This window comes from Chitinophaga varians, assembly GCF_012641275.1.
Lineage (GTDB): Bacteria > Bacteroidota > Bacteroidia > Chitinophagales > Chitinophagaceae > Chitinophaga > Chitinophaga varians_A.
Genome location: NZ_JABAIA010000001.1, coordinates 3,518,272 through 3,537,750 on the forward strand (window position 1 = coordinate 3,518,272; position 19,479 = coordinate 3,537,750).

The window sequence follows — 19,479 nt, forward strand, 5'->3', positions numbered from 1 at the left end:
TCGACTTATTTATGCCAGTAAAAATCAGACTGCAGAGACATGGCGCTAAGAAGAGGCCTTTCTATTTTATCGTAGTGGCTGACGCTCGCGCTCCAAGAGATGGTAAATTCATCCAGAAAATCGGTACTTACAATCCTTTAACCGTTCCGGCTTCCATCAACATCGATACTGAAAAAGCATTGCGTTGGTTGCAGAAAGGCGCTCAGCCTACCGATACTGTTAGACGGATCTTGTCTTTCAAAGGTGTATTGTATTTGAAACACCTGTTAAGAGGTGTTACCCTGAACCTGTTCGACGAGCCTACTGCTTACCAGAAGTTTGCACAATGGCAAGCTGAACACGAACAGAAAGTATCTGCCCGCCGTGACGGCCACAGAAAAGCAAGAGTAGCTGCTCCTATCGTTAGAAAGGTAGAAGACACTCCTGCTGCTCCATCCGCACCAGCAGAAGGAGAAGGTACAGAAGCATAAAACGGCAACGTTTTAACAATACCTGAAAAAGGAAATGTTTGCATTCGCAAATATTTCCTTTTTTAATTTCATGGCAGGACTCTCTCATAACGATGAATAATTATTTCAGCATAGGAAAACTGGTGTCTGCGCACGGATTACAGGGGGAATTGCTGGTGCGTCACAGCCTCGGCAAAAGATCGTCCCTCAAAGGTGTGACCGCTATTTTCCTGGAAGAAAGGAAAAACAGCTTTATCCCTTATTTTCTGCAGCAGGTGACCGTTAAGGACGCAGAGCACGTATATGTACGCCTTGAAGGCATAGACTCCAAGGAAGCCGCGCAAAAGCTGCTGCCCGGGCAGATATACCTTCAGGAAGAGGACTTTAAGGCACAAACGGCTTCTTCTTCCCCGTTGGCCCTGCTGGGCTTTACAGTGGAGGATGCCCACCACGGACTGCTGGGAACAGTGGAAGAAGTGATCGAAATGCCCATGCAGGTACTGGTAAAAGTGCAGATCAAAGGTAAAGAGGCACTGCTGCCTGTTAATGAGCAGTCGCTCGTAAAGGTGGACCACAAAAAGCAGGTGGTGCATCTCGACCTGCCGGAAGGGCTTGTTGAACTATATACCCAGGGCTGAAGCCCTGGGCCACAATTAGCGAGCATACCAGTGGGCCATGATAAATAATCCGGCCCGGAGCAAGATACAATGCATTGGGCCGGTGTTTGGAACAGGCCCATACAACTAAGCTGAAGCCTTAGGCAATAACAAATCGTAGCCCAGGGCTTTAGCCCTGGGAATCAAAGCAATATCATTTATGCGAATAGATATCATTACAGTATTGCCGGAGCTGTTGGAAAGCCCGCTGTCCCATTCCATTATGAAGCGGGCACAGGCAAAAGGAATGCTGGAGGTGCATGTACACCCGTTAAGGGCCTATTCCAATCTGAAGCACAATCAGGTCGACGATTACCAGTTTGGCGGTGGTGCCGGCATGGTCATGATGCTGGAACCGATCGTCAACGCGATTGAATCGTTGCAGGCCAAGGTAAAGTACGATGAGATCATCTACCTGACGCCTGACGGGGAGACGTTGAACCAGCAGATGGCCAACCAGTTGTCGCTCAAAGGCAACCTGCTGATGTTATGTGGTCACTACAAGGGGATTGACCAGCGTATCCGCGATCATTTCATTACCCGGGAGATCTCCATCGGCGATTATGTGTTGTCTGGCGGGGAGCTGGGCGCAGCGGTGCTGGTGGATGCCATCGGGCGGTTGCTGCCAGGTGTGCTGAACGATGAAACCAGTGCCTTGTTTGACTCTTTCCAGGACAACCTGCTGGCCCCGCCGGTATATACCCGGCCGGTAGAGTTCAGGGGCTGGAAAGTGCCTGATGTGTTGCTGAGCGGTGACCATAAAAAGATCGAAGACTGGCGGCATCAGCAGGCGTTGGAAAGAACGCAGGCCCGCAGACCTGACTTGTTGTAAATTAATCACTTAAAAATGACATAAATGGCAATATCTGTGTTTTCCACAGGCAGTTCCGGAAAAAAGGTGGATAATCTCAAGATTTATTCCTGATTTAATTTGGTAAATGCCATTTCTTGTTTTACTTTTGCACTCCCATAAATATTTGAAAGATGAACGCAATTTCGTTTGTTCACGAACAACTGACAGCTAAAAAACAGTACCCTAAGTTTAAAGCAGGCGACAACGTCACTGTCAATTATAAAATCGTGGAAGGTAATAAAGAAAGGATTCAGTCCTTTAAAGGTGATGTGGTGAAAATCCAGGGTACAGGGTTTACTGCGTCTTTCACTGTTAGAAAAATTTCTGACGGTATTGGTGTGGAAAGACTGTTCCCACTTTACTCTCCTCATATCGATGCTATCGTATTGAACAAGGTAGGTAAAGTAAGAAGAGCGAAACTTTATTACCTGCGTGAACGTGCCGGTAAGAAAGCCCGTATCAAAGAAAAAAGGGTTTAGTATAAAATACAGGGAAATTAGTTACAGGCGGGACCGTATGGTCCCGCTTTTTTCGTGTTCTTAAAATGCTATTAAATCTGTGGTTTTAACAGTCCCAACGGGTGAAAAAGCGGATTTTATGGCTATCTTTGTAGACTATCATCGATAACTAAACAAACATTTCAGAAGATGACTGCTGTTTTTGTAAAACCATCATTTTTGATTCTCCAGGATATCGGCATGTCCGAGCTGCTGTTGATTGCCGTTGTGGTATTACTGCTGTTCGGAGGCAAGAAAATCCCTGAACTGATGCGGGGATTGGGTAAAGGTATCCGTGAGTTCAATGACGCCAAAAACAATGTGCGCCAGGAAATTGAAGAAGGTATGCGGGAAAAGCCTGTACAGCCTGCTACAACCGACACCAAGCCAACTGATGCCCAACACAACGCATAATCTGGCGTAGCACATACTGTCCCTGATTTTAATATTTTAACTGATTTAGCTTTGACTGAATTCAGCAGTATAACTTCTTTCCATAAAGCATTATACGCCGGCAGTACAAGCTGTACGGAACAAGTACGTCTGTATCTCGACCGGATAGCGCAGTTAAAACATTTGAATGCCTTCCTGGAAGTATATGAGGAGGAAGCCCTGACAAAAGCGCGGGAGCTGGATGAACGGATAAAGAACGGTCAACCGGTAGGCGCGCTGGCAGGAGTGGTGGTAGGTATTAAAGATGTGATCTGCTATAAAGGCCACCATGTGGGTGCCGCTTCCAGAATACTGGAAGGGTTTACTTCGCTTTATTCCGCCACAGCTGTAGAACGGCTGCTGGCTGCTGATGCCATCATTATAGGCAATCTCAACTGCGATGAATTCGCGATGGGGTCTACCAATGAGAATTCGGCTTATGGGCCTACCCTGAACGCACTGGACAATACCCGGGTGCCGGGTGGTTCTTCAGGAGGCTCTGCCGTAGCGGTACAGGCAGATCTTTGCCTGGTTAGTTTAGGCAGTGACACAGGTGGTTCCGTTCGCCAACCGGCGGATTTTTGCGGGATCATCGGATTAAAGCCAACATATGGCCGCATTTCCCGTCATGGCCTGCTGGCTTATGCCTCATCCTTTGATCAGATAGGCATTTTCGGCAAGGAAATTGCTGATGTGGCAGCGGTTCTGCAGGTGATCGCAGGACCGGATGAGTTTGATAGCACTGCGGCGCAGCGGGAAGTCCCTGATTACCAGCAAGGTCTGTTGCACAATAAAAGTCACAGATTTGCGTATTTAAGAGATGCCCAGTACCATGAAGGATTGGATGCTGAAATGAAGGATGGCTATATCGACCTCTTTGAAAGTCTGGTAGATGCAGGACATACCGTTACCGGTAAAGGTTTTGACTACCTCGATTACGTGGTCCCTGCCTATTATGTGTTGACGACAGCAGAAGCATCCTCCAACCTGTCGCGTTATGACGGGGTCAGATTTGGGCACCGGACGAATGAGAAAAACCTCGATTTGATCGATTTTTACAAAAAAAACAGATCAGAAGGGTTTGGTAAAGAAGTAAAACGTCGTATATTACTCGGGACTTTTGTGTTGAGCGCAGGTTATTACGACGCTTATTACACCAAAGCACAACAAGTCAGGAGATTAGTTACAGACAAGCTAAACGAGATACTGGAAGAGTTCGACGCCATTTTAATGCCAACGGTGCCGTCGACAGCCTTTAAATTAGGAGAGAAAACAGAAGATCCAATTGCCATGTACCTGGCGGATATATACACGGTACTGGCTAATCTGGCAGGGGTCCCGGCCATTTCAGTGCCATTGGGCCGGCATTCAAACGGAATGCCATACGGTGTACAGATCATCACAAAGAAGTTTGACGAAGCGGCCTTGTTACAAATTGCCCATCAACTGATGGCAACTGACAGGGCATCGATTGTTTAAAATAAATTGTATGAGAAAAATCTTTTTACTATTGCTGTTGCCAGCATTGAGTTTGGGAAGTGTTGAAGTAATGGGTAGCAACAGTGTACCTAAAGAGACGGCGTTACCATTGGTCTCGCCCGACACTACAGTGAAATTCCGCAAAGTACATTTGCCGAAAGACTCTGTAGCGCCTTCTCCCACCACTATGGCAGTGAAAAAAGCTGCCCAGAGCCTGCCTAACAACATTCGCAGCGCTAAAGTATATGAACAGATCAACAACAACCTGGTGGCCGGTTATGTAAATAACTATGCTACCCGGTACAGTCAGCATCTGCAGATCATGGTTGAAAGAGGCCAGCCTTATTTCTCCATGGTAGAAAAAATCTTCCGCGAACATGGTATCCCGGAAGAGATGAAATATCTCGCAGTAATTGAATCCAGCTTTAATACCAATGCACGTTCCAGAGTAGGAGCTGTTGGCGCCTGGCAGTTTATGGCCGGTACCGCCCGTATCTTCGGTCTGAGCGTGGGTAAAAAAGTAGATGAACGCAAAGATTTCTACAAATCCACACTGGCTGCCGCTCAGTACCTGAACAAACTGTACGAACAGTTTGATGACTGGTTATTGGTAGTAGCTGCCTACAACTGTGGCCCTGGTGGCGTATTACGTGCCATGAAGGCCAGCGGCCGTGAAGATTTCTGGGGCATGCAGTATTTCCTGCCCGCAGAATCCCGTAACCACGTGTATAAATTTATTGCTACCGGTTATATCCTCGATCGATTCAACAACTTCTTCGGTGTGAGCGATGAACCCGGCATGCCTGTGGCAGACAATACCAGCGCTCCCGCCCCTGCTGCCGCTGTGGCAAGAGGCCCGCTGACAGAAGATGAGATCTACAGCAGCGTGGAAATCAATGTTACCGGTAAATACCGCCTCGAGGCCATCGCCAAAAAACTGGAGATGTCTGTAGGTGAACTGGACCGCTACAATCCTGGTTTTGCCAAAGCAATGGCCAGCGCTGAAAACAACTATGACCTGCGCATCCCGAAAGAAAAAATGAAGTTGTTCCTGGCTGAAAAAGACGAGATGCTGAAAGAGTCTGTTCAAATGACACTGGACGACAAAGCAGTAGGCGTGGATAAATCCAAATTCCCGCCTCCGGCTAAAATGCCTGCTGAAAAAGCCACAACGGCCAAAAAAGCAACTACCGCCAGCGCCAAAAAACACAGCAGCACTAAAAAATATTCCGCTGCCAAAAAACACAAGACCAAAAAGAAAACTACCCACAAAAAGTAGTTCATCTATAAAAGAAAATAAAAAACCCGTGTTGGTAATACCAGCACGGGTTTTTTATTTTCTTTTACAGCATTACGTATAACCGGTGGTGTTATTATGCGGAAAACCCCTGAATCACGGAAACGCCTGTATGTTTTTATGCCGCCATCAGTCCCTTTTTCCTTTCACTGAAAGCTACCAGGTCCAGCAGCGGGCCTGTCATAAAGGTGGTGGCCAGCGCCATCAGTACCATCATGGCGAAGATGCCGGGTGACAGGATGCCAAGGTCGTAGCCAATATTGAGCACTACCAGTTCCATCAGGCCGCGGGTGTTCATCAGCGCACCGATGGAAACAGACTGGCGCCAGGACTGGCCCATAAGCCGGGCGGTCAGGGTACTGCCGCCAAACTTGCCGGCCACGGCTACCAGCATGATCATCCCGCAGATAGCCCATAGATGGCTCTCATTCAACAGGCCGATCTGGGTACGCAGGCCGGTAAACACAAAAAATATCGGTAACAGCAACAGTACGCTTACATCTTCCAGCTTATCCGTCAGCAGTTGTTTGACAGCAGCTTCCTGTGGCATGATAACGCCTGCCAGGAAGGCGCCAAAGAGGGCGTGTATGCCAATTACTTCCGCAGCCAGGGCAGAGAGCAGCAAAGTCAGAAAAACCGCGGAAATAGCTGCTTTCTGGCGTCCGCGGGCAATATGCCTGTTCACCGTGCGGGCCAGCCAGGGCCTTACGGCGGTGAGCATAACGGCCACAAAAACGACGGACAGCACCATGGTGATCAGCGCACTGATCAGTCCTCCGGCTTTCACAATGGCTACTACTACCGCCAGGATACACCAGGCCGTCACGTCATCAGCGGCAGCACAGGTAATGGCCATGGTGCCCAGCGGGGTGCCGGTGAGTTTCCGTTCCTGCACAATGCGCGCCAGTACCGGGAAAGCCGTGATACTCATAGCGATGCCCATAAACAGTGCGAAAGCGAGGAAGCTGACGCCTGCCGGCGCAAAATCAGTGAAGAGATAATAAGCCAGCCATACACCCAGGAAAAAGGGCACGATGATGCTGGCGTGGCTGATCATCACAGCATCGTGCGCTTTGTTCCTGATTTTGCTGATATCGAGCTCCATGCCTACGATGAACATAAAGAAGGCGAGGCCTATCTGACTAAGGAACTGGAGCGTTTTCAATGACTCCGCCGGGAAAAGGAAAGCGGAAAAGGAGGGCATGGTCCATCCCAGCAGGGAAGGGCCCAGTAATACACCTGCTATGATTTCCCCTACTACTGCCGGCTGCTTTATTTTATTGGCCAGTATACCAAACAGGCGGGCGACCAGCATGATCACGATGATCTGCAACAGGAGCAGGCTCAGAGGGTGTTTCAGGTTGTCGAGGTATTGCCACCAGTCGCCGGTTGTGGCTGCATGTTGTGTCGCTGCAGCGGCAACGGGTGTTGCCTGTTTGACCGGCAGCAGCCTTCCCTGTTCGAGAATGACCCATATCAAAACTCCGAACACGCCAATGATAGCAGGGTAGAGGAGGAGGCGTTTTTTCATAAGGTGAGTTGTAAAAAGTAAATACGGATTTGCAGGTATATAAATCTTTTCCCTGCAAATCCGTAATGCTGTTATGTTTGATGATATGTTACAATCAGATGGCTGCGATGCCGGGGAGTGTTTTGCCTTCGAAGAATTCGAGCATGGCACCGCCACCGGTAGATACGTAGCTAACTTTGTCGGCCAGACCGAACTGGTTAACCGCTGCTACAGAGTCGCCGCCGCCCACGAGGGAGAATGCTCCCTGGGCAGTGGCCAGCACGATCGCATCAGCAACGCCTTTGGTGCCTTTCTGGAAAGCTTCCATTTCAAAAACGCCCATAGGACCGTTCCACAGGATGGTTTTTGAAGCCTGGATGGTTTCGCTGAAGAGGGCTACAGAAGCTGGTCCGATATCGAGGCCCATCCATCCGGCGGGGATGTTATCGTTGGAAACCACCTGTGTGGCCGCGTCGGCAGCGAACTTGTCAGCAGCAACGGAATCCACCGGCAGCACCAGTTTAACGTTTTTGGTGCGGGCTTTCTCCAGCAGTTCATTTGCCAGGTCCAGTTTATCATTTTCGCAGAGGGAATTGCCTATTTCCTTGCCTTGTGCCTTGAGGAAGGTATAAGCCATACCCCCGCCGATGATGATGTTATTGGCGCGGTCCATCAGTGTTTCGATGATCAGTATTTTGTCGCTCACCTTAGCGCCGCCGAGGATGGCAGTGAAAGGAGCGGTGGCGTTGTTCAGTACTTTTTCCGCGTTGGTTACTTCCGCTTCCATGAGCAGGCCGAACATGCGGTTCGGTTTAGCGAAGAACTGGGCGATAACAGCTGTGGAGGCGTGTGCGCGGTGAGCGGTACCGAAGGCGTCGTTTACATAAACGTTACCCAGTTTGGCCAGTTGTTCCGCGAAAGAGGTATCGCCTTTCTCTTCTGCCTTGTGGAAACGCAGGTTTTCCAGCAGCAGTACTTCGCCCATTTTCAGGTCGGCAGCGGCTTTTTCAGCTACAGGGCCAACGCAGTCTGTTGCAAATTTTACTGTAACACCGCCCAGCAGTTTAATGAGGTGGTATACGAGATGTTTTAAAGAGTATTTATCCGTAGGACCATCTTTCGGGCGGCCGAGGTGGGACATGAGGATGACAGCGCCGCCATCTTTCAGTATTTTTTTGATGGTGGGGACAGCGGCCCGCATGCGGGTGTCATCAGTAATTTCAAATTTGTCGTTCAGGGGAACGTTGAAATCCACGCGGACCAAGGCTTTGCGGCCGTTGAAATTATAGTCGGAGAATTTGCTCATATGTAGCGATTTAAGAGAAAGGGTTTAGCCAAAAAAAACCGCGGACCAACAGCACAAAGCGAGTGTAACCAAGTTGACCTGGCCTATCTGCTGCTATGGTGTAGTTGTTCCGCGGAATGTAAAAAAGTATCCCGGCAGCGCCTGGCGGCCGGGAATACGATCTGATTATTTGGTGATCAGGCCGGCGAAGTACTTCACAGTACGAACCAGCTGAGATACGTAGCTCATTTCGTTATCGTACCAGGACACGGTTTTAACCAGTTGGTGGTCACCAACGGTCATTACCTTAGTCTGGGTAGCGTCGAACAGGGAACCGTAGTGGATACCGATGATGTCGGAGCTTACGATTTCGTCTTCAGTATAACCGAAGGATTCGTTGGAAGCTGCTTTCATCGCTGCATTCACTTCTTCTGCGGTTACTTTTTTGCTCAGGATGGTAGTCAGTTCAGTGAGGGAACCGGTGATGGTTGGTACGCGTTGAGCGTTGCCGTCCAGTTTACCTTTCAGTTCCGGCAGTACCAGGCCGATTGCTTTCGCAGCGCCGGTGCTGTTGGGAACGATGTTGGCAGCAGCAGCGCGGGCGCGGCGCAGGTCACCTTTCGGATGCGGAGCATCGAGGGTGTTCTGGTCGTTGGTGTAAGCGTGTACTGTGGTCATCAGGCCGGTAACGATACCGTATTTGTCCTGCAGAACTTTGGCCATTGGAGCCAGGCAGTTGGTGGTGCAGGAAGCGCAGGAGATAACGGTCTCGCTGCCGTCCAGCAGTTCGTGGTTTACGTTGAAAACGATGGTTTTCAGATCACCGGTAGCAGGAGCGGAAATTACAACACGTTTTGCGCCGGCGGTGATGTGCGCAGCAGCTTTGTCTTTATCAGCAAAGAAGCCGGTGCACTCGATCACTACGTCGATATCGTGCTCTTTCCAGGGAATTTGAGACGGGTCTCTCTGTGCATATATCTTCACATCTTCGCCGTTCACATTAATTGCGTTCTCGGAATGTTTAACTTCTGCATCAAACCTACCCTGCGCTGAATCATATTTCAGCAAATGCGCCAGCACGGTTGGGCTGGTAAGGTCATTGATAGCTACCACATCAATGCCGGGCATTTTGTAAATCTGGCGGTATACCAAACGACCGATACGGCCGAATCCATTAATACCAATTTTGAGAGTAGTTCCCATTTTTTGTCGTGATTTGAGTATGAAAAAATCGAGAGCGAATTTACAATCAATGCGTTTATTAATCAATATAAATTTGAGTTATCAAAAAATTTTTTGGAAATATAAAACAATAGTGTACTTTTGCAATCCCAAAACGATACGCCGCGTTGGTCAAGGGGTTAAGACGCCTCCCTTTCACGGAGGAATCACGGGTTCGATTCCCGTACGTGGTACGAAAGAAAGCCGGTCATAATGACCGGCTTTTTATTTTGTATCAGGATGATATGTATATATCTTCTTTTTATGTTTTAGCGCTGCGGCTGTTTTTCAGTGACCCTAATTCCAGGTGGACATTACCTTGAGACAGGTTTTTTTCTTCTCCCTTTTGCCATGAAACCAAATAATTCCCTTGCTTTTTTTGAATATTTAAAAGTCGAAACGGAGGCAAAATGGGCGCAATTAGAGCTCAATGATCCTTATGTAAGCGTAAATCCCGGTACAAAATGGTTACCCGGCCTTTCGGAAGAGGAGCTACAGGCTTTTGAAAAAGAAATGGGTTTCCCGTTTCCGGAGCCGCTCCGTAATTTTTACCGCACGATGAATGGGGTGGACAGACCTTTTATCTACACATATGATGACGGTTCCATAACAGAGGATAACAGGTTTTATTCTTATCCCCGGGACATAGACCGTATCCGCGACAAGATTGAATGGGTGTACGATGCATGCAGGATAACGCCCGCCATTGTAAAAGCCAGAGGCATTTCCCGCATCTTTCCGGTATGGAGCCACCGTTTTATGATGATTGACGAACCAGGGCATCCGATATTGTCCATGCATGGGAATGATATTATCTTTTATGCTTTCACACTGGCGGAACTTTGTAGGAAGGACCTCGTATCTACACATGGGGTACGCCGGCATGGCGAACCTACAGTCCGTTTCTGGTACCCGGGCTGGCGGAAAAATCCGAAGATGCCCAAATGCAGGCGCCGCACCGGTGTAATGACCAAATGGCTGCGGGGGATGAAGAAGAAAGTCCTGTTACAACACCGGGCCAAGGGCTGACATCAGTCGATAAAATCCCGTACACGCCCTGTATAAAAATGCTACTTTTAATAACATATATTTCAAACCAACAACTTTATGGCAAAACGGAGAATGCTTAATGATGTGCTCCGCCTTTATCCTCTGCGGCGTGTAATGATCAGTCTTGGCCTTACAGCGCTGGTCTGGGCAATACTGCAAATATGCCGCGTGCCTGTCAGTCCTTTGGTGTTTTCCGTGCTTTTATGGGACGTTTTTGCGCTTTCCTATATAGCCACCGCCTGGCTGGTATTTGTACGGCGTAAGGTGCCTGAAATTCGCGCATGGGCACGTGTGGATGACGGCAGCCGTACCTTCGTGACTATTTTTCTGCTGGTATCTTCATTTGCCAGTATGATCATTGTGGCATTGGTGATGGTGTCCAATGAACCTGCTGAGACAACGATTTACCTGCCGGTGGCCATTGTCGGCATCCTGTCGGCCTGGGCGCTGGTGCATACAACGTACAGCTTCCATTATGCGCACCTTTTTTATGACGATGATGAAAAAGATACTTCCCGTCATGCCGGAGGACTTGACTTTCCCCAGGAGAAATATCCCGATTACCTGGACTTCGCCTATTTCTCTTTTGTGATCGGGATGACGTTCCAGGTTTCGGACGTGGAGATAGGGAACCGTATTATCCGGCGCACAGTGCTGGTGCATGGATTGATCTCCTACCTGCTCAATACGTTTGTGATGGCATTAACGATCAACCTGATTGCGGGACTGATCCACAAGTAAATTGATCTTGTTAATCATCTCCCGAAAAAATAGTTGAAAAAAATTTTGTGATGTAAAACTATTCCCTATCTTTGCAATCCCAAAACGGAAACGCCGCGTTGGTCAAGGGGTTAAGACGCCTCCCTTTCACGGAGGAATCACGGGTTCGATTCCCGTACGTGGTACGAAGAAAAACAACATTGCCTAACAGTTACTTGTTAGGCAATGTTGTTTTTAATATGTACTGTTCAACCTGTTTCTGATGGAAAACTTCGCGATACCGCTACTGCCAAGCATTGCCATTAATGATACCCTGAACTTTTATAAAGCCCTTGGCGCCATTATCACCTACCAGCAAAAAGCCCCCAACAACTACATCGGGCTTAAAATCAAAGACATCGAAATACATTTCTTCGGCTTAAAACAAATCAAACCGGAAACCAATTTCAGTACCTGCTTTCTCAGGGTAAATGACATTGACACGTTTTACAATAACTGCCGGGCGGGACTGAAAGCGCTATACGGCAAAATTCCGCTCAAAGGGATACCCAGGATCAACCAGCTCAAAGATATGCCTGCCTATGGCGCCAGACAATTTGTTATTGTTGACCCTTCCGGCAATTATATCAGGATCGGTCAGCCTATTGCGAAAAAAGACAGTCTGCTCTTTGAAGAAAACGGAAAGAAGCCGGCAAGCGGTACTGCGCTTAGCAAAGCCTATGAGCTGGCAGACAGGCTCGCCAATGGGAAAGAAGATACTGCCGCAGCTATCAGGACAATTGAAAAAGCGCTGAAGGACGATGCAGGAGATGAGCCAGACATCACGTTTAAACTGATGGTATTAAAAATGAGTATCGCACAGCGATCAGAAGACATGAAGACTGCGAAACAGTTGCACCAAACATTAAAAAAACAATTGAGCAAAATGCAGGACCTGCATGCCATAAAAGACGATATCCACCTATTTGAAAGTATGTCCGCGGAGCTGGGACTTTCATAATTTTCCCTGATAACATACGTCGTGTGCTGCAATGCATCTGCAGGCGGAACCTCTTGTACCGCCAGGGTTTCTGTTGTTACTGACAGTCTTGTGCAGCACCTGGAAGTATATTTGATATTCATCAAATACACACCGTATGAAAAAGAAAAACATTCTCCTGCAGAAAAAAGTCTCTCTTAAAAAAGTAACGTTGGCCCATTTGAATTTTGAACAACAGCGCATTGTTTACGGTGGCGCAGTGAGCGCAAGGTGCGCGGATACCCGATGCGATGGTTGCGACAGTTATGACCCGTCCTGCCCCAGCAAACCTCACCGGACCCTGGTGTGCGTTTGATTTGGATGCCTCTCCGTTAGGTGCTTTTTTACTGTTGCTGCAATGCTTATACAGCATTTCGGCTTTCACTTTAAACGTTCATCCAATACGTATGTTATGAAAAAGAAAAACATTGATTTGCAGAAAAAAGTCTCCCTTAAAAAAGTATCATTGGCCCATTTGAATTTTGAAGAGCAGAGCGCTGTTCATGGGGGTGATACAAATGTAGCGCGTTGTCTGAACACCAGGTGCATAAGATGTGATAGTTATGATCCGTCTTGCCCCACCAGGCCTCACCGTACTCTGGTCTGCCTTTGACCTGAAGTTTTACCGGAACTCACCCTGTTGCATACCGGGTATGCAGCAGATGAGTTCCTTTCATCTTCAATATGTATGTTATGAAAAAGAAACACATTGATATACAGAGAAAGATTTCCCTTAATAAAGTGACATTGGTTCATTTAAATTTAGAACACCAAGGTGCCGTTCTCAGTGAAACCGCAAGTTCCGAGTGCATAAACACCAGATGGTGTAACACAAGATCTCCCTACTGTATCAGTATACCATGGCCGACCATTGCATGTGGTTGATGTAGGTTAGAAAGTTCAGGATAGTGGCCGGCTGTCTTTGTGCTGCCAGCCACTACCTACCATTATTCCTTCTCCGGCTTCCTGATAATCTTCTTCCTGTGTGCTTTCCCCCATTTGATCATCTCCAGGATAATGTCCCCGAATGACCGGCAATAGCCGGTAGCGGTATATTCTACCAGCACCGGGGAGGATGCAATGACCGTCCTTTTAATCAGCTGATTGGCTTCCATCTCTTTTAATTCCCTCGACAACATCCTGGTGGTAATGCCCGGAATGCTGCGCTCTATCTCGCGGAAACGTTTGTTCCCATTGCAGATGGAATTGATAATAGGTAGCCGCCATTTTCCTCCGATCACATAAATGGTATCCTGCAATGCCTGTAACTCATCTTTCTGGTTACGCGGATTACTCAGTACTTCCGCTATTTCTTCCAAGCGTTTTTTGTCTGTCATACTGGTATACTCTGTTATACTGGTTACAAAGTTATACCAGTTTGCCCATACCTTTGTCAGGAATTAATAAATCATCATCATGGAACAGTTAAAAGGTAAAATAGCTGTGGTGACCGGCGGCAACAGCGGTATCGGTTACGCTACAGCAAAGGAATTAAAACAACAGGGCGCGACAGTGATCATTACAGGCCGGCGGAAAGAAGCCATCGAAACAGCCGCGGCTGAACTGGGTGTCACCGGCATTGTGGCCGACCAGGGAAACCTTATGGCCATTGAAAGCCTGGCTGATACTGTTAAAACTGCATATGGAGCTATAGATATTCTGTTTATCAACGCCGGCGTTCTGGCGGGAGCGGGCATTGAACAGGCAACGGAAGAAATATTTGATCAGGTGATAGACGTGAATTTCAAAGGCGCCTATTTTACGTTGAGCAGGTTTATCCCTGTCCTGAAGGACGGCGCATCAGTGATATTCCTCTCCTCTAATACCGCCAGCATGAACGTTGCCCATTCTTCCATTTACTCCTCCAGCAAGGCAGCATTAAATGCCGTGATGAAGATTGCGGCCATAGAGCTGGCGCCGCGGAAAATAAGAGTGAATGCCATCAGCCCCGGACCCATTGAAACGGAGATCCTGCATAAGCAAGGCTACAGCGAAGAGGAACTCAAAGGCGTGAAATCATGGATCGTTGACCGTATTCCGCTGAAACATATGGGAAAAGCCGGCGACATCGGGAAGATGGTGGTACAACTCTCCGGCGACGCGGCTTCTTTTGTCACCGGTGCAGAACTTGTGATGGATGGCGGTATGAGCCTGTAGTCATTGCTTGGTGCCATTTGCCGGTTTCCGGGATAACTTACGCGGTGGGGTACTCAGCCGTGGGGCAGTTCAGTGATGCCTTTTACGATTTTGCGCTTCCCCGTCCGTCTGATTTCAGGAAAAACTAAAAAGGGGCTGATAGTTATTTGTAATATCATGGTAACATTTAGTACTTTTAACTCACAGCCACTTTTTTCCTGAATGCCATGATCGAACAGTTTATCTGGTCCGTCGCCCCATTACGGTATCACATCAAGAAATATCTGCATTGTCTGTTGTGTTGCCTGTGTGTAACGCTTACTGCCGCTGCGCAGGAGGAAAACATATCTTATCATTTCCGGCATCTGGATATCAGCAATGGCCTCGCGAGTAATCACGTTTCGGCTATCCTGCAGGACCGCAAAGGGTTTATCTGGATCGCCAGTACGGCGCTGCAACGGTACGACGGCACCAACCTGGTCACTATGGCCAACTTTGACCGCGTGCCTGGTTCCATCTATTATGATGATATCTGCCTCTGTGAAGACAGCCGTGGCCGCATCTGGATGGGCACCCCCGACAATATCCGTGTTTACGATCCGGTGACAATGCTCATCAGGACGCTCAAAGTGGCCAACAGGGCGGAACTGCCGGAGGGACTGCAATGCAGCAATATCATACAGGACCATAACGGCGTCATATGGGCCACTACCCGCGATGGCCTTATGCAGTTTGATGAAGCCTCCTTCAGTTTTCACAAAGCGGCCATGATACCGGAGGCCGACCGCCTTGAAATGCAGGACGCCATTATGGAAGATGAATCCGGCAACCTGTGGATAAGTGGAACAACACATCTCTATATCCTGGACCATGACCGGAAACAGCTGTATTCACCTGCTAATAATCCCCGCCATCTGCCGGTACTGGATATCCACAACAGCTTTAAAAAAATCTATACCGATAACCGCCATCATATATGGATGGCCGGCCGGCAAGGTATTTTGTACCAGTACGACCCGGCGGTCAACAGACTGCAGGAATACCGCTTCAATACCCCTGACACGGACCATATCTTTGATGTGATGACCGACGGCAACAAAGACCTGTGGGTCGCTACGGAAAAAGGCGGCATCTTCCGGTTCAACGACTCCCTGCGGCGTTTTGATTTTAACATCACCAGCAACAACGCCGACGAGCGTGGGTTCCACTACGACTACGAAGCCAATTGCATGCTAAGCGACCGGGAAGGCCACCTCTGGATAGGTACCGACCGGGGGGTGAATATCCTCAGTATTCACAACACTTCTTTCCGGATGCTGGACCACCGCACCGTTTTTCAAAAAACAAAAGAACGGCTGCCGGCAGCTGAGGTGACAGGCATCTTCCAGGCCAGTAACGGGGACGTATATGTAGGATACTGGGGAAAAGGATTTAGCCGTCTGTCTTCCCGCCTGCAGTTGCTGGGCAACTATTTTCACGGGGAAGATACTGCTACCACCATTCCGGAACAACGCGGACTGGTTTGGACTTTCGCTGAACTGAAAAACGGTACTATCCTCGTAGGACAGGAAAATGGTAACCTGTCGCTTTTTAATCCTGCCACCGGGCGGTTTATCCGGCATCTTACCTCACCGGCGCTGCATGAACAAACATTATTGCGCATGCTGGTGCAAGGCGATACTGCCGTATGGATAGGGCTTTACAAACGCGGACTGGCCAGCTGGAACCCGCGTGCCAACGAGTTTCGCTATTACCACGAAATCACGGATTCGCTGAAGCGGCCTTTGTCCGTGCTGCAAATCGTACCGGAAAAAGATTCTTTGTTATGGCTGGCTTCCAGCGGAGGAGGGTTAATTCTCTTTAATCCGCATACCCGCAAAATCATTGCACGTCAGAATTTTGAGTGGTTACAACACAGCTATAACAATGTCACTTCATTGGTAAGATTTAATGACAGTACATTGTTGGCCGGAACTGACCACGGGCTGTGGATGTACAACACCCGCCAGGGCACTTATGTGCCTGTCAGAATCGACGGACAGCTCTTCGATGAGTGGGTGTTGAATATACGCGAAGACACGCCCGAAAAATTCTGGTTTATCACGCCCTATGGCTTTTACCGGTACACCATCCCCCGTGGAAAGCTGGAGACTTTTACACAGAACGATGATATCATCGATAACTCGCGCAAGGTGCGCCGCCGCATCTCCTGGCTGAAAGACGGCCGGCTGCTGGTAGGCGCGTCAGACCATTTTGTGGTGTTTGAACCTAATAAACTGGAGGTGGCGCCGCCTCCGCCTGATGTTACCATCGTTAACATGAAAGCGTTGGACAGCATTATATTGATAGAGGAAGCACTGCGGGGCAACACGCCGGTAGAGCTGAACCACCGCCAGAATATCATCAGTATAGAATTCAAAAGCCTGTCTTATCATCAGGAAAAGATCCGTTATTTCTATCAGCTGGAAGGGCTGGATGAAGACTGGGTAAGTGCGGAAAATATACTGGTGGCCAAATACACCAATCTTGCACCGGGAAATTATACTTTCCGGGTAAGGGCCGTCAACGCCGCCGGGACTACCTCGCTGCATATCAGCGAGCTGAAAATATTTATCCGGCCGGCATTCTGGCAAACGCCCTGGTTCCGCGTACTGTGCCTGTTGCTGGCACTCGGCCTGGTATACCTGTATATCCGGCTGCGTATTACTTCTGTAAAGAAAGAAGCACGGGAAAGGGCCGCCATCCAGCAGCAGATGGCCCAGCTGGAAATGAAAGCCCTGCGCGCCCAAATGAACCCGCACTTTATTTTCAATGCGCTGAATTCCATTCAGACGTTTATGATGAAGAGTGAAACAGAGCAGGCCCTCGCTTACCTCGCGCGTTTTGCACGGCTTATCCGGAATGTGCTGGACAACTCCCAGCTGAATAACATACCGGTATCTAAAGAGGTGAACATGCTTACTAACTATCTCGAACTGGAAAAACTGCGCTTTGCAGATGCCTTCGAATATGAATTTGTCGTAGACCCTGAACTGGAACAGGATTTTGTGGAGATACCCACCATGATCCTGCAGCCTTTTGTGGAAAACGCTATCTGGCATGGCATTTTGCATATCCCTGACCAGGGAAAGATCCGGATCATGTTTGCACGTGTAGGCGACAGGGTGCTATGTACAATAGAAGATAATGGCATCGGCAGGGCGAAGTCGGCAGCGCTGCGGAAAATGGATACGCAGCATTACTCGCGCGGACTGCAGATTACACGCGACAGGCTACAACTTTATAACAGCCGCTTTAATATGGATGCCAGTTTTGATATCGAAGACCTGAATGACGGCGCCGGAAATGCAACCGGAACAAGGGTGAATATCTGGTTTCCTTATGTACATGAATAAAAAAACGGATTACGAAGGAAGCCCGTAATCCGTTTTTCTTTTTTATAGATAAATTATCTCAGTCCGATTTCATAATGCCTTTCCGGGATTTCGATGTCCAAAAATCCTTTTTTGAGCAACCAGTTTTTGAAGATCGTCTGCACATCGTATTCACCATGTACGAGGAATAATTTCTTTATATCGCCCGGATGCTGGCAGGAAAGCCACTGGCTCAGGTCTTCGTAGTCGCCATGTGCGCTCATGGAGCGGATAACGCCTACTTCTGCCTTCACTTCATAACGGGTGCCGTAGATAGATACTTCTTTGTTGCCTCTCATCAGGCGGCCACCGAGTGATTGTGGTTCGCAATAACCAACGATGAGAATGGTGTTTCTTTCTTCATCGATGTTATTGGCGATATGATGTTTCACACGGCCTGCTTCCGCCATACCGGAAGCGGAGATGATCACGCAGGGCTCTTTGCGGAAGTTAAGTCCTTTGGATTCGTCCACAGACTTTATATAGTGCAGTCCGGGGAAATCGAACGGATCATCATCGCGTTTCAACACGTCAGATACTTCGCGGTTAAATACTTCCGGATGCGCTTTGGTCACGGCTGTGGCTTCGGTAGACAGGGGGCTGTCCACAAAGATGTCCACTTTCGGCAGGGTGCCGTTCAGCTGTGCCTTGTTTAATGCGTACAGCAGTTCCTGGGTACGGCCTACGCTGAAAGCGGGGATAATCAGTTTACCTCTTTTTTCAACGCAGGTTTCCCGGATGTAACGCAGTAATTCCGCATCGGCGGGAGCCGCGTCAGCATGCAGGGTGCTACCGTAGGTAGACTCAATGAGGACGTAATCTGCCTGTGGGAAAGTAGCGGGTGATTTGAGGATGGCATCATTATACCGGCCGATGTCACCGCTGAAAGTAATTTGTTCTGTTTTGCCGTTTTCCGTGATACGCAGGTGTACGGAGGCCGCGCCTACGATATGACCGGCATCGGTGAACATGAGTTGTATGTCCGGATCAATGTTGATCCAGGTGTTGTAGTTGCTGACAGGTTTGAGGAAACGGATCGCGCTTTTGGCGTCTTCCACGGTGTAGAGTGGCAGCACATATGGTTTGCCTTCGTTTGCTCTTTTTTTGTTGGTGAACTTCACATCATCTTCCTGTATTTCTGCGGAGTCGAGCAGCAGTATCTCCGTCATGTCACGGGTGCCGGGCGTGCAGTAGATGTCGCCGTTATAGCCCATTTTCACCAGGCGGGGAATCAGGCCGGAGTGGTCAATATGGGCGTGGGAGAGGACCATATAGGTGACTTCGGCCGGTTCAAAACCAAAGTCCCTGTTCAATTCATCTGTTTCTGGGCCCATGCCCTGAAACATGCCGCAGTCCAATAAAACCTTCTTTCCGTTCTTTAGTGTAATTAGGTGCTTGGAGCCGGTAACGGTGCGGGCCGCACCATGGAATGCTATTTTCATATCCTTGATTTAGGGTGATGA

The 19,479-nt window shown here is 48.6% G+C and carries 19 protein-coding genes, 2 tRNA genes and 1 pseudogene; 17 read left to right on the forward strand and 5 right to left on the reverse strand.

Annotation, left to right across the window (positions count from 1 at the left end):
• Positions 1-11: 11 nt before the first annotated feature.
• The 7 genes and pseudogenes from rpsP to HGH92_RS14480 form a co-directional block, all read left to right on the forward strand.
• Positions 12-263 (forward strand): annotated as a pseudogene (gene rpsP / locus HGH92_RS33820) (30S ribosomal protein S16); the annotation flags it as partial.
• A gap of 299 nt (positions 264-562) precedes the next feature.
• A complete protein-coding gene (rimM, locus tag HGH92_RS14455) occupies positions 563-1,087 on the forward strand; it encodes a ribosome maturation factor RimM (RefSeq protein WP_168871392.1) in 525 nt (174 codons plus the stop codon).
• Between the two features lie 178 nt (positions 1,088-1,265).
• Positions 1,266-1,937, forward strand: coding sequence for a tRNA (guanosine(37)-N1)-methyltransferase TrmD (gene trmD, locus HGH92_RS14460; protein ID WP_168871393.1), 672 nt, complete (start codon positions 1,266-1,268; stop codon positions 1,935-1,937).
• 152 nt (positions 1,938-2,089) lie between these two features.
• Positions 2,090-2,437 carry a 50S ribosomal protein L19 gene (gene rplS / locus HGH92_RS14465; RefSeq protein ID WP_078670224.1) on the forward strand — a complete coding sequence of 116 codons (348 nt, stop codon included), beginning with the start codon at positions 2,090-2,092 and terminating at the stop codon, positions 2,435-2,437.
• A gap of 198 nt (positions 2,438-2,635) precedes the next feature.
• The gene (locus HGH92_RS14470; protein ID WP_246496197.1) at positions 2,636-2,869 is read left to right on the forward strand and encodes a twin-arginine translocase TatA/TatE family subunit; all 234 of its coding nucleotides are present in this window, start codon (positions 2,636-2,638) and stop codon (positions 2,867-2,869) included.
• A 51-nt stretch (positions 2,870-2,920) separates the two neighbouring features.
• On the forward strand, positions 2,921-4,366 hold the full coding sequence (gene gatA, locus HGH92_RS14475) for an Asp-tRNA(Asn)/Glu-tRNA(Gln) amidotransferase subunit GatA (protein ID WP_168871394.1): 1,446 nt from the start codon (positions 2,921-2,923) through the stop codon (positions 4,364-4,366).
• Positions 4,367-4,376: 10 nt separating this feature from the next.
• A complete protein-coding gene (locus tag HGH92_RS14480) occupies positions 4,377-5,645 on the forward strand; it encodes a lytic transglycosylase domain-containing protein (protein WP_168871395.1) in 1,269 nt (422 codons plus the stop codon).
• Between the two features lie 136 nt (positions 5,646-5,781).
• Here HGH92_RS14480 and HGH92_RS14485 read toward each other — a convergent pair whose 3' ends face one another.
• The 3 genes from HGH92_RS14485 to gap all read right to left on the reverse strand — a co-directional run bounded on the left by HGH92_RS14485 (position 5,782) and on the right by gap (position 9,661).
• The gene (locus HGH92_RS14485) at positions 5,782-7,194 is read right to left on the reverse strand and encodes a cation:proton antiporter (RefSeq protein WP_168871396.1); all 1,413 of its coding nucleotides are present in this window, start codon (positions 7,192-7,194) and stop codon (positions 5,782-5,784) included.
• Between the two features lie 94 nt (positions 7,195-7,288).
• A complete protein-coding gene (locus tag HGH92_RS14490) occupies positions 7,289-8,479 on the reverse strand; it encodes a phosphoglycerate kinase (RefSeq protein WP_168871397.1) in 1,191 nt (396 codons plus the stop codon).
• Positions 8,480-8,644: 165 nt separating this feature from the next.
• A complete protein-coding gene (gene gap / locus HGH92_RS14495) occupies positions 8,645-9,661 on the reverse strand; it encodes a type I glyceraldehyde-3-phosphate dehydrogenase (protein ID WP_168871398.1) in 1,017 nt (338 codons plus the stop codon).
• Positions 9,662-9,801: 140 nt separating this feature from the next.
• Between gap and HGH92_RS14500 the strand changes: the two genes are divergently transcribed.
• From HGH92_RS14500 to HGH92_RS34345, 8 genes are all read left to right on the forward strand, one after another.
• Positions 9,802-9,873 (forward strand) — tRNA-Glu (locus HGH92_RS14500).
• Between the two features lie 157 nt (positions 9,874-10,030).
• Complete coding sequence (locus tag HGH92_RS14505) at positions 10,031-10,708, forward strand: SMI1/KNR4 family protein (RefSeq protein WP_168871399.1); 678 nt, start codon at positions 10,031-10,033, stop codon at positions 10,706-10,708.
• 78 nt (positions 10,709-10,786) lie between these two features.
• Entirely contained in the window at positions 10,787-11,470 is a 684-nt protein-coding gene (locus HGH92_RS14510) for a DUF1345 domain-containing protein (RefSeq protein WP_247654887.1), read from the forward strand.
• 92 nt (positions 11,471-11,562) lie between these two features.
• Positions 11,563-11,634, forward strand: a tRNA-Glu gene (locus HGH92_RS14515).
• Between the two features lie 77 nt (positions 11,635-11,711).
• Complete coding sequence (locus HGH92_RS14520) at positions 11,712-12,449, forward strand: VOC family protein (RefSeq protein ID WP_168871400.1); 738 nt, start codon at positions 11,712-11,714, stop codon at positions 12,447-12,449.
• 136 nt (positions 12,450-12,585) lie between these two features.
• Positions 12,586-12,783, forward strand: coding sequence for a class I lanthipeptide (locus HGH92_RS14525; RefSeq protein ID WP_168871401.1), 198 nt, complete (start codon positions 12,586-12,588; stop codon positions 12,781-12,783).
• A 96-nt stretch (positions 12,784-12,879) separates the two neighbouring features.
• Positions 12,880-13,080, forward strand: coding sequence for a class I lanthipeptide (locus tag HGH92_RS34340; protein WP_211092592.1), 201 nt, complete (start codon positions 12,880-12,882; stop codon positions 13,078-13,080).
• Between the two features lie 80 nt (positions 13,081-13,160).
• On the forward strand, positions 13,161-13,352 hold the full coding sequence (locus tag HGH92_RS34345) for a class I lanthipeptide (RefSeq protein ID WP_211092593.1): 192 nt from the start codon (positions 13,161-13,163) through the stop codon (positions 13,350-13,352).
• Positions 13,353-13,414: 62 nt separating this feature from the next.
• Here the strand turns inward: HGH92_RS34345 and HGH92_RS14530 are convergent, their stop codons facing one another.
• Positions 13,415-13,804, reverse strand: coding sequence for a winged helix-turn-helix transcriptional regulator (locus HGH92_RS14530; RefSeq protein WP_168871402.1), 390 nt, complete (start codon positions 13,802-13,804; stop codon positions 13,415-13,417).
• A 79-nt stretch (positions 13,805-13,883) separates the two neighbouring features.
• On the opposite strand from HGH92_RS14530, the gene HGH92_RS14535 reads away from it, so the two are divergent.
• Both HGH92_RS14535 and HGH92_RS14540 read left to right on the forward strand, forming a co-directional pair.
• A complete protein-coding gene (locus tag HGH92_RS14535; RefSeq protein WP_168871403.1) occupies positions 13,884-14,624 on the forward strand; it encodes an SDR family oxidoreductase in 741 nt (246 codons plus the stop codon).
• A 206-nt stretch (positions 14,625-14,830) separates the two neighbouring features.
• Complete coding sequence (locus HGH92_RS14540) at positions 14,831-17,998, forward strand: sensor histidine kinase (RefSeq protein WP_168871404.1); 3,168 nt, start codon at positions 14,831-14,833, stop codon at positions 17,996-17,998.
• A 53-nt stretch (positions 17,999-18,051) separates the two neighbouring features.
• On the opposite strand, the gene HGH92_RS14545 is transcribed toward HGH92_RS14540, so the two are convergent.
• The gene (locus HGH92_RS14545) at positions 18,052-19,458 is read right to left on the reverse strand and encodes an MBL fold metallo-hydrolase (RefSeq protein WP_168871405.1); all 1,407 of its coding nucleotides are present in this window, start codon (positions 19,456-19,458) and stop codon (positions 18,052-18,054) included.
• Positions 19,459-19,479 lie beyond the last annotated feature (21 nt).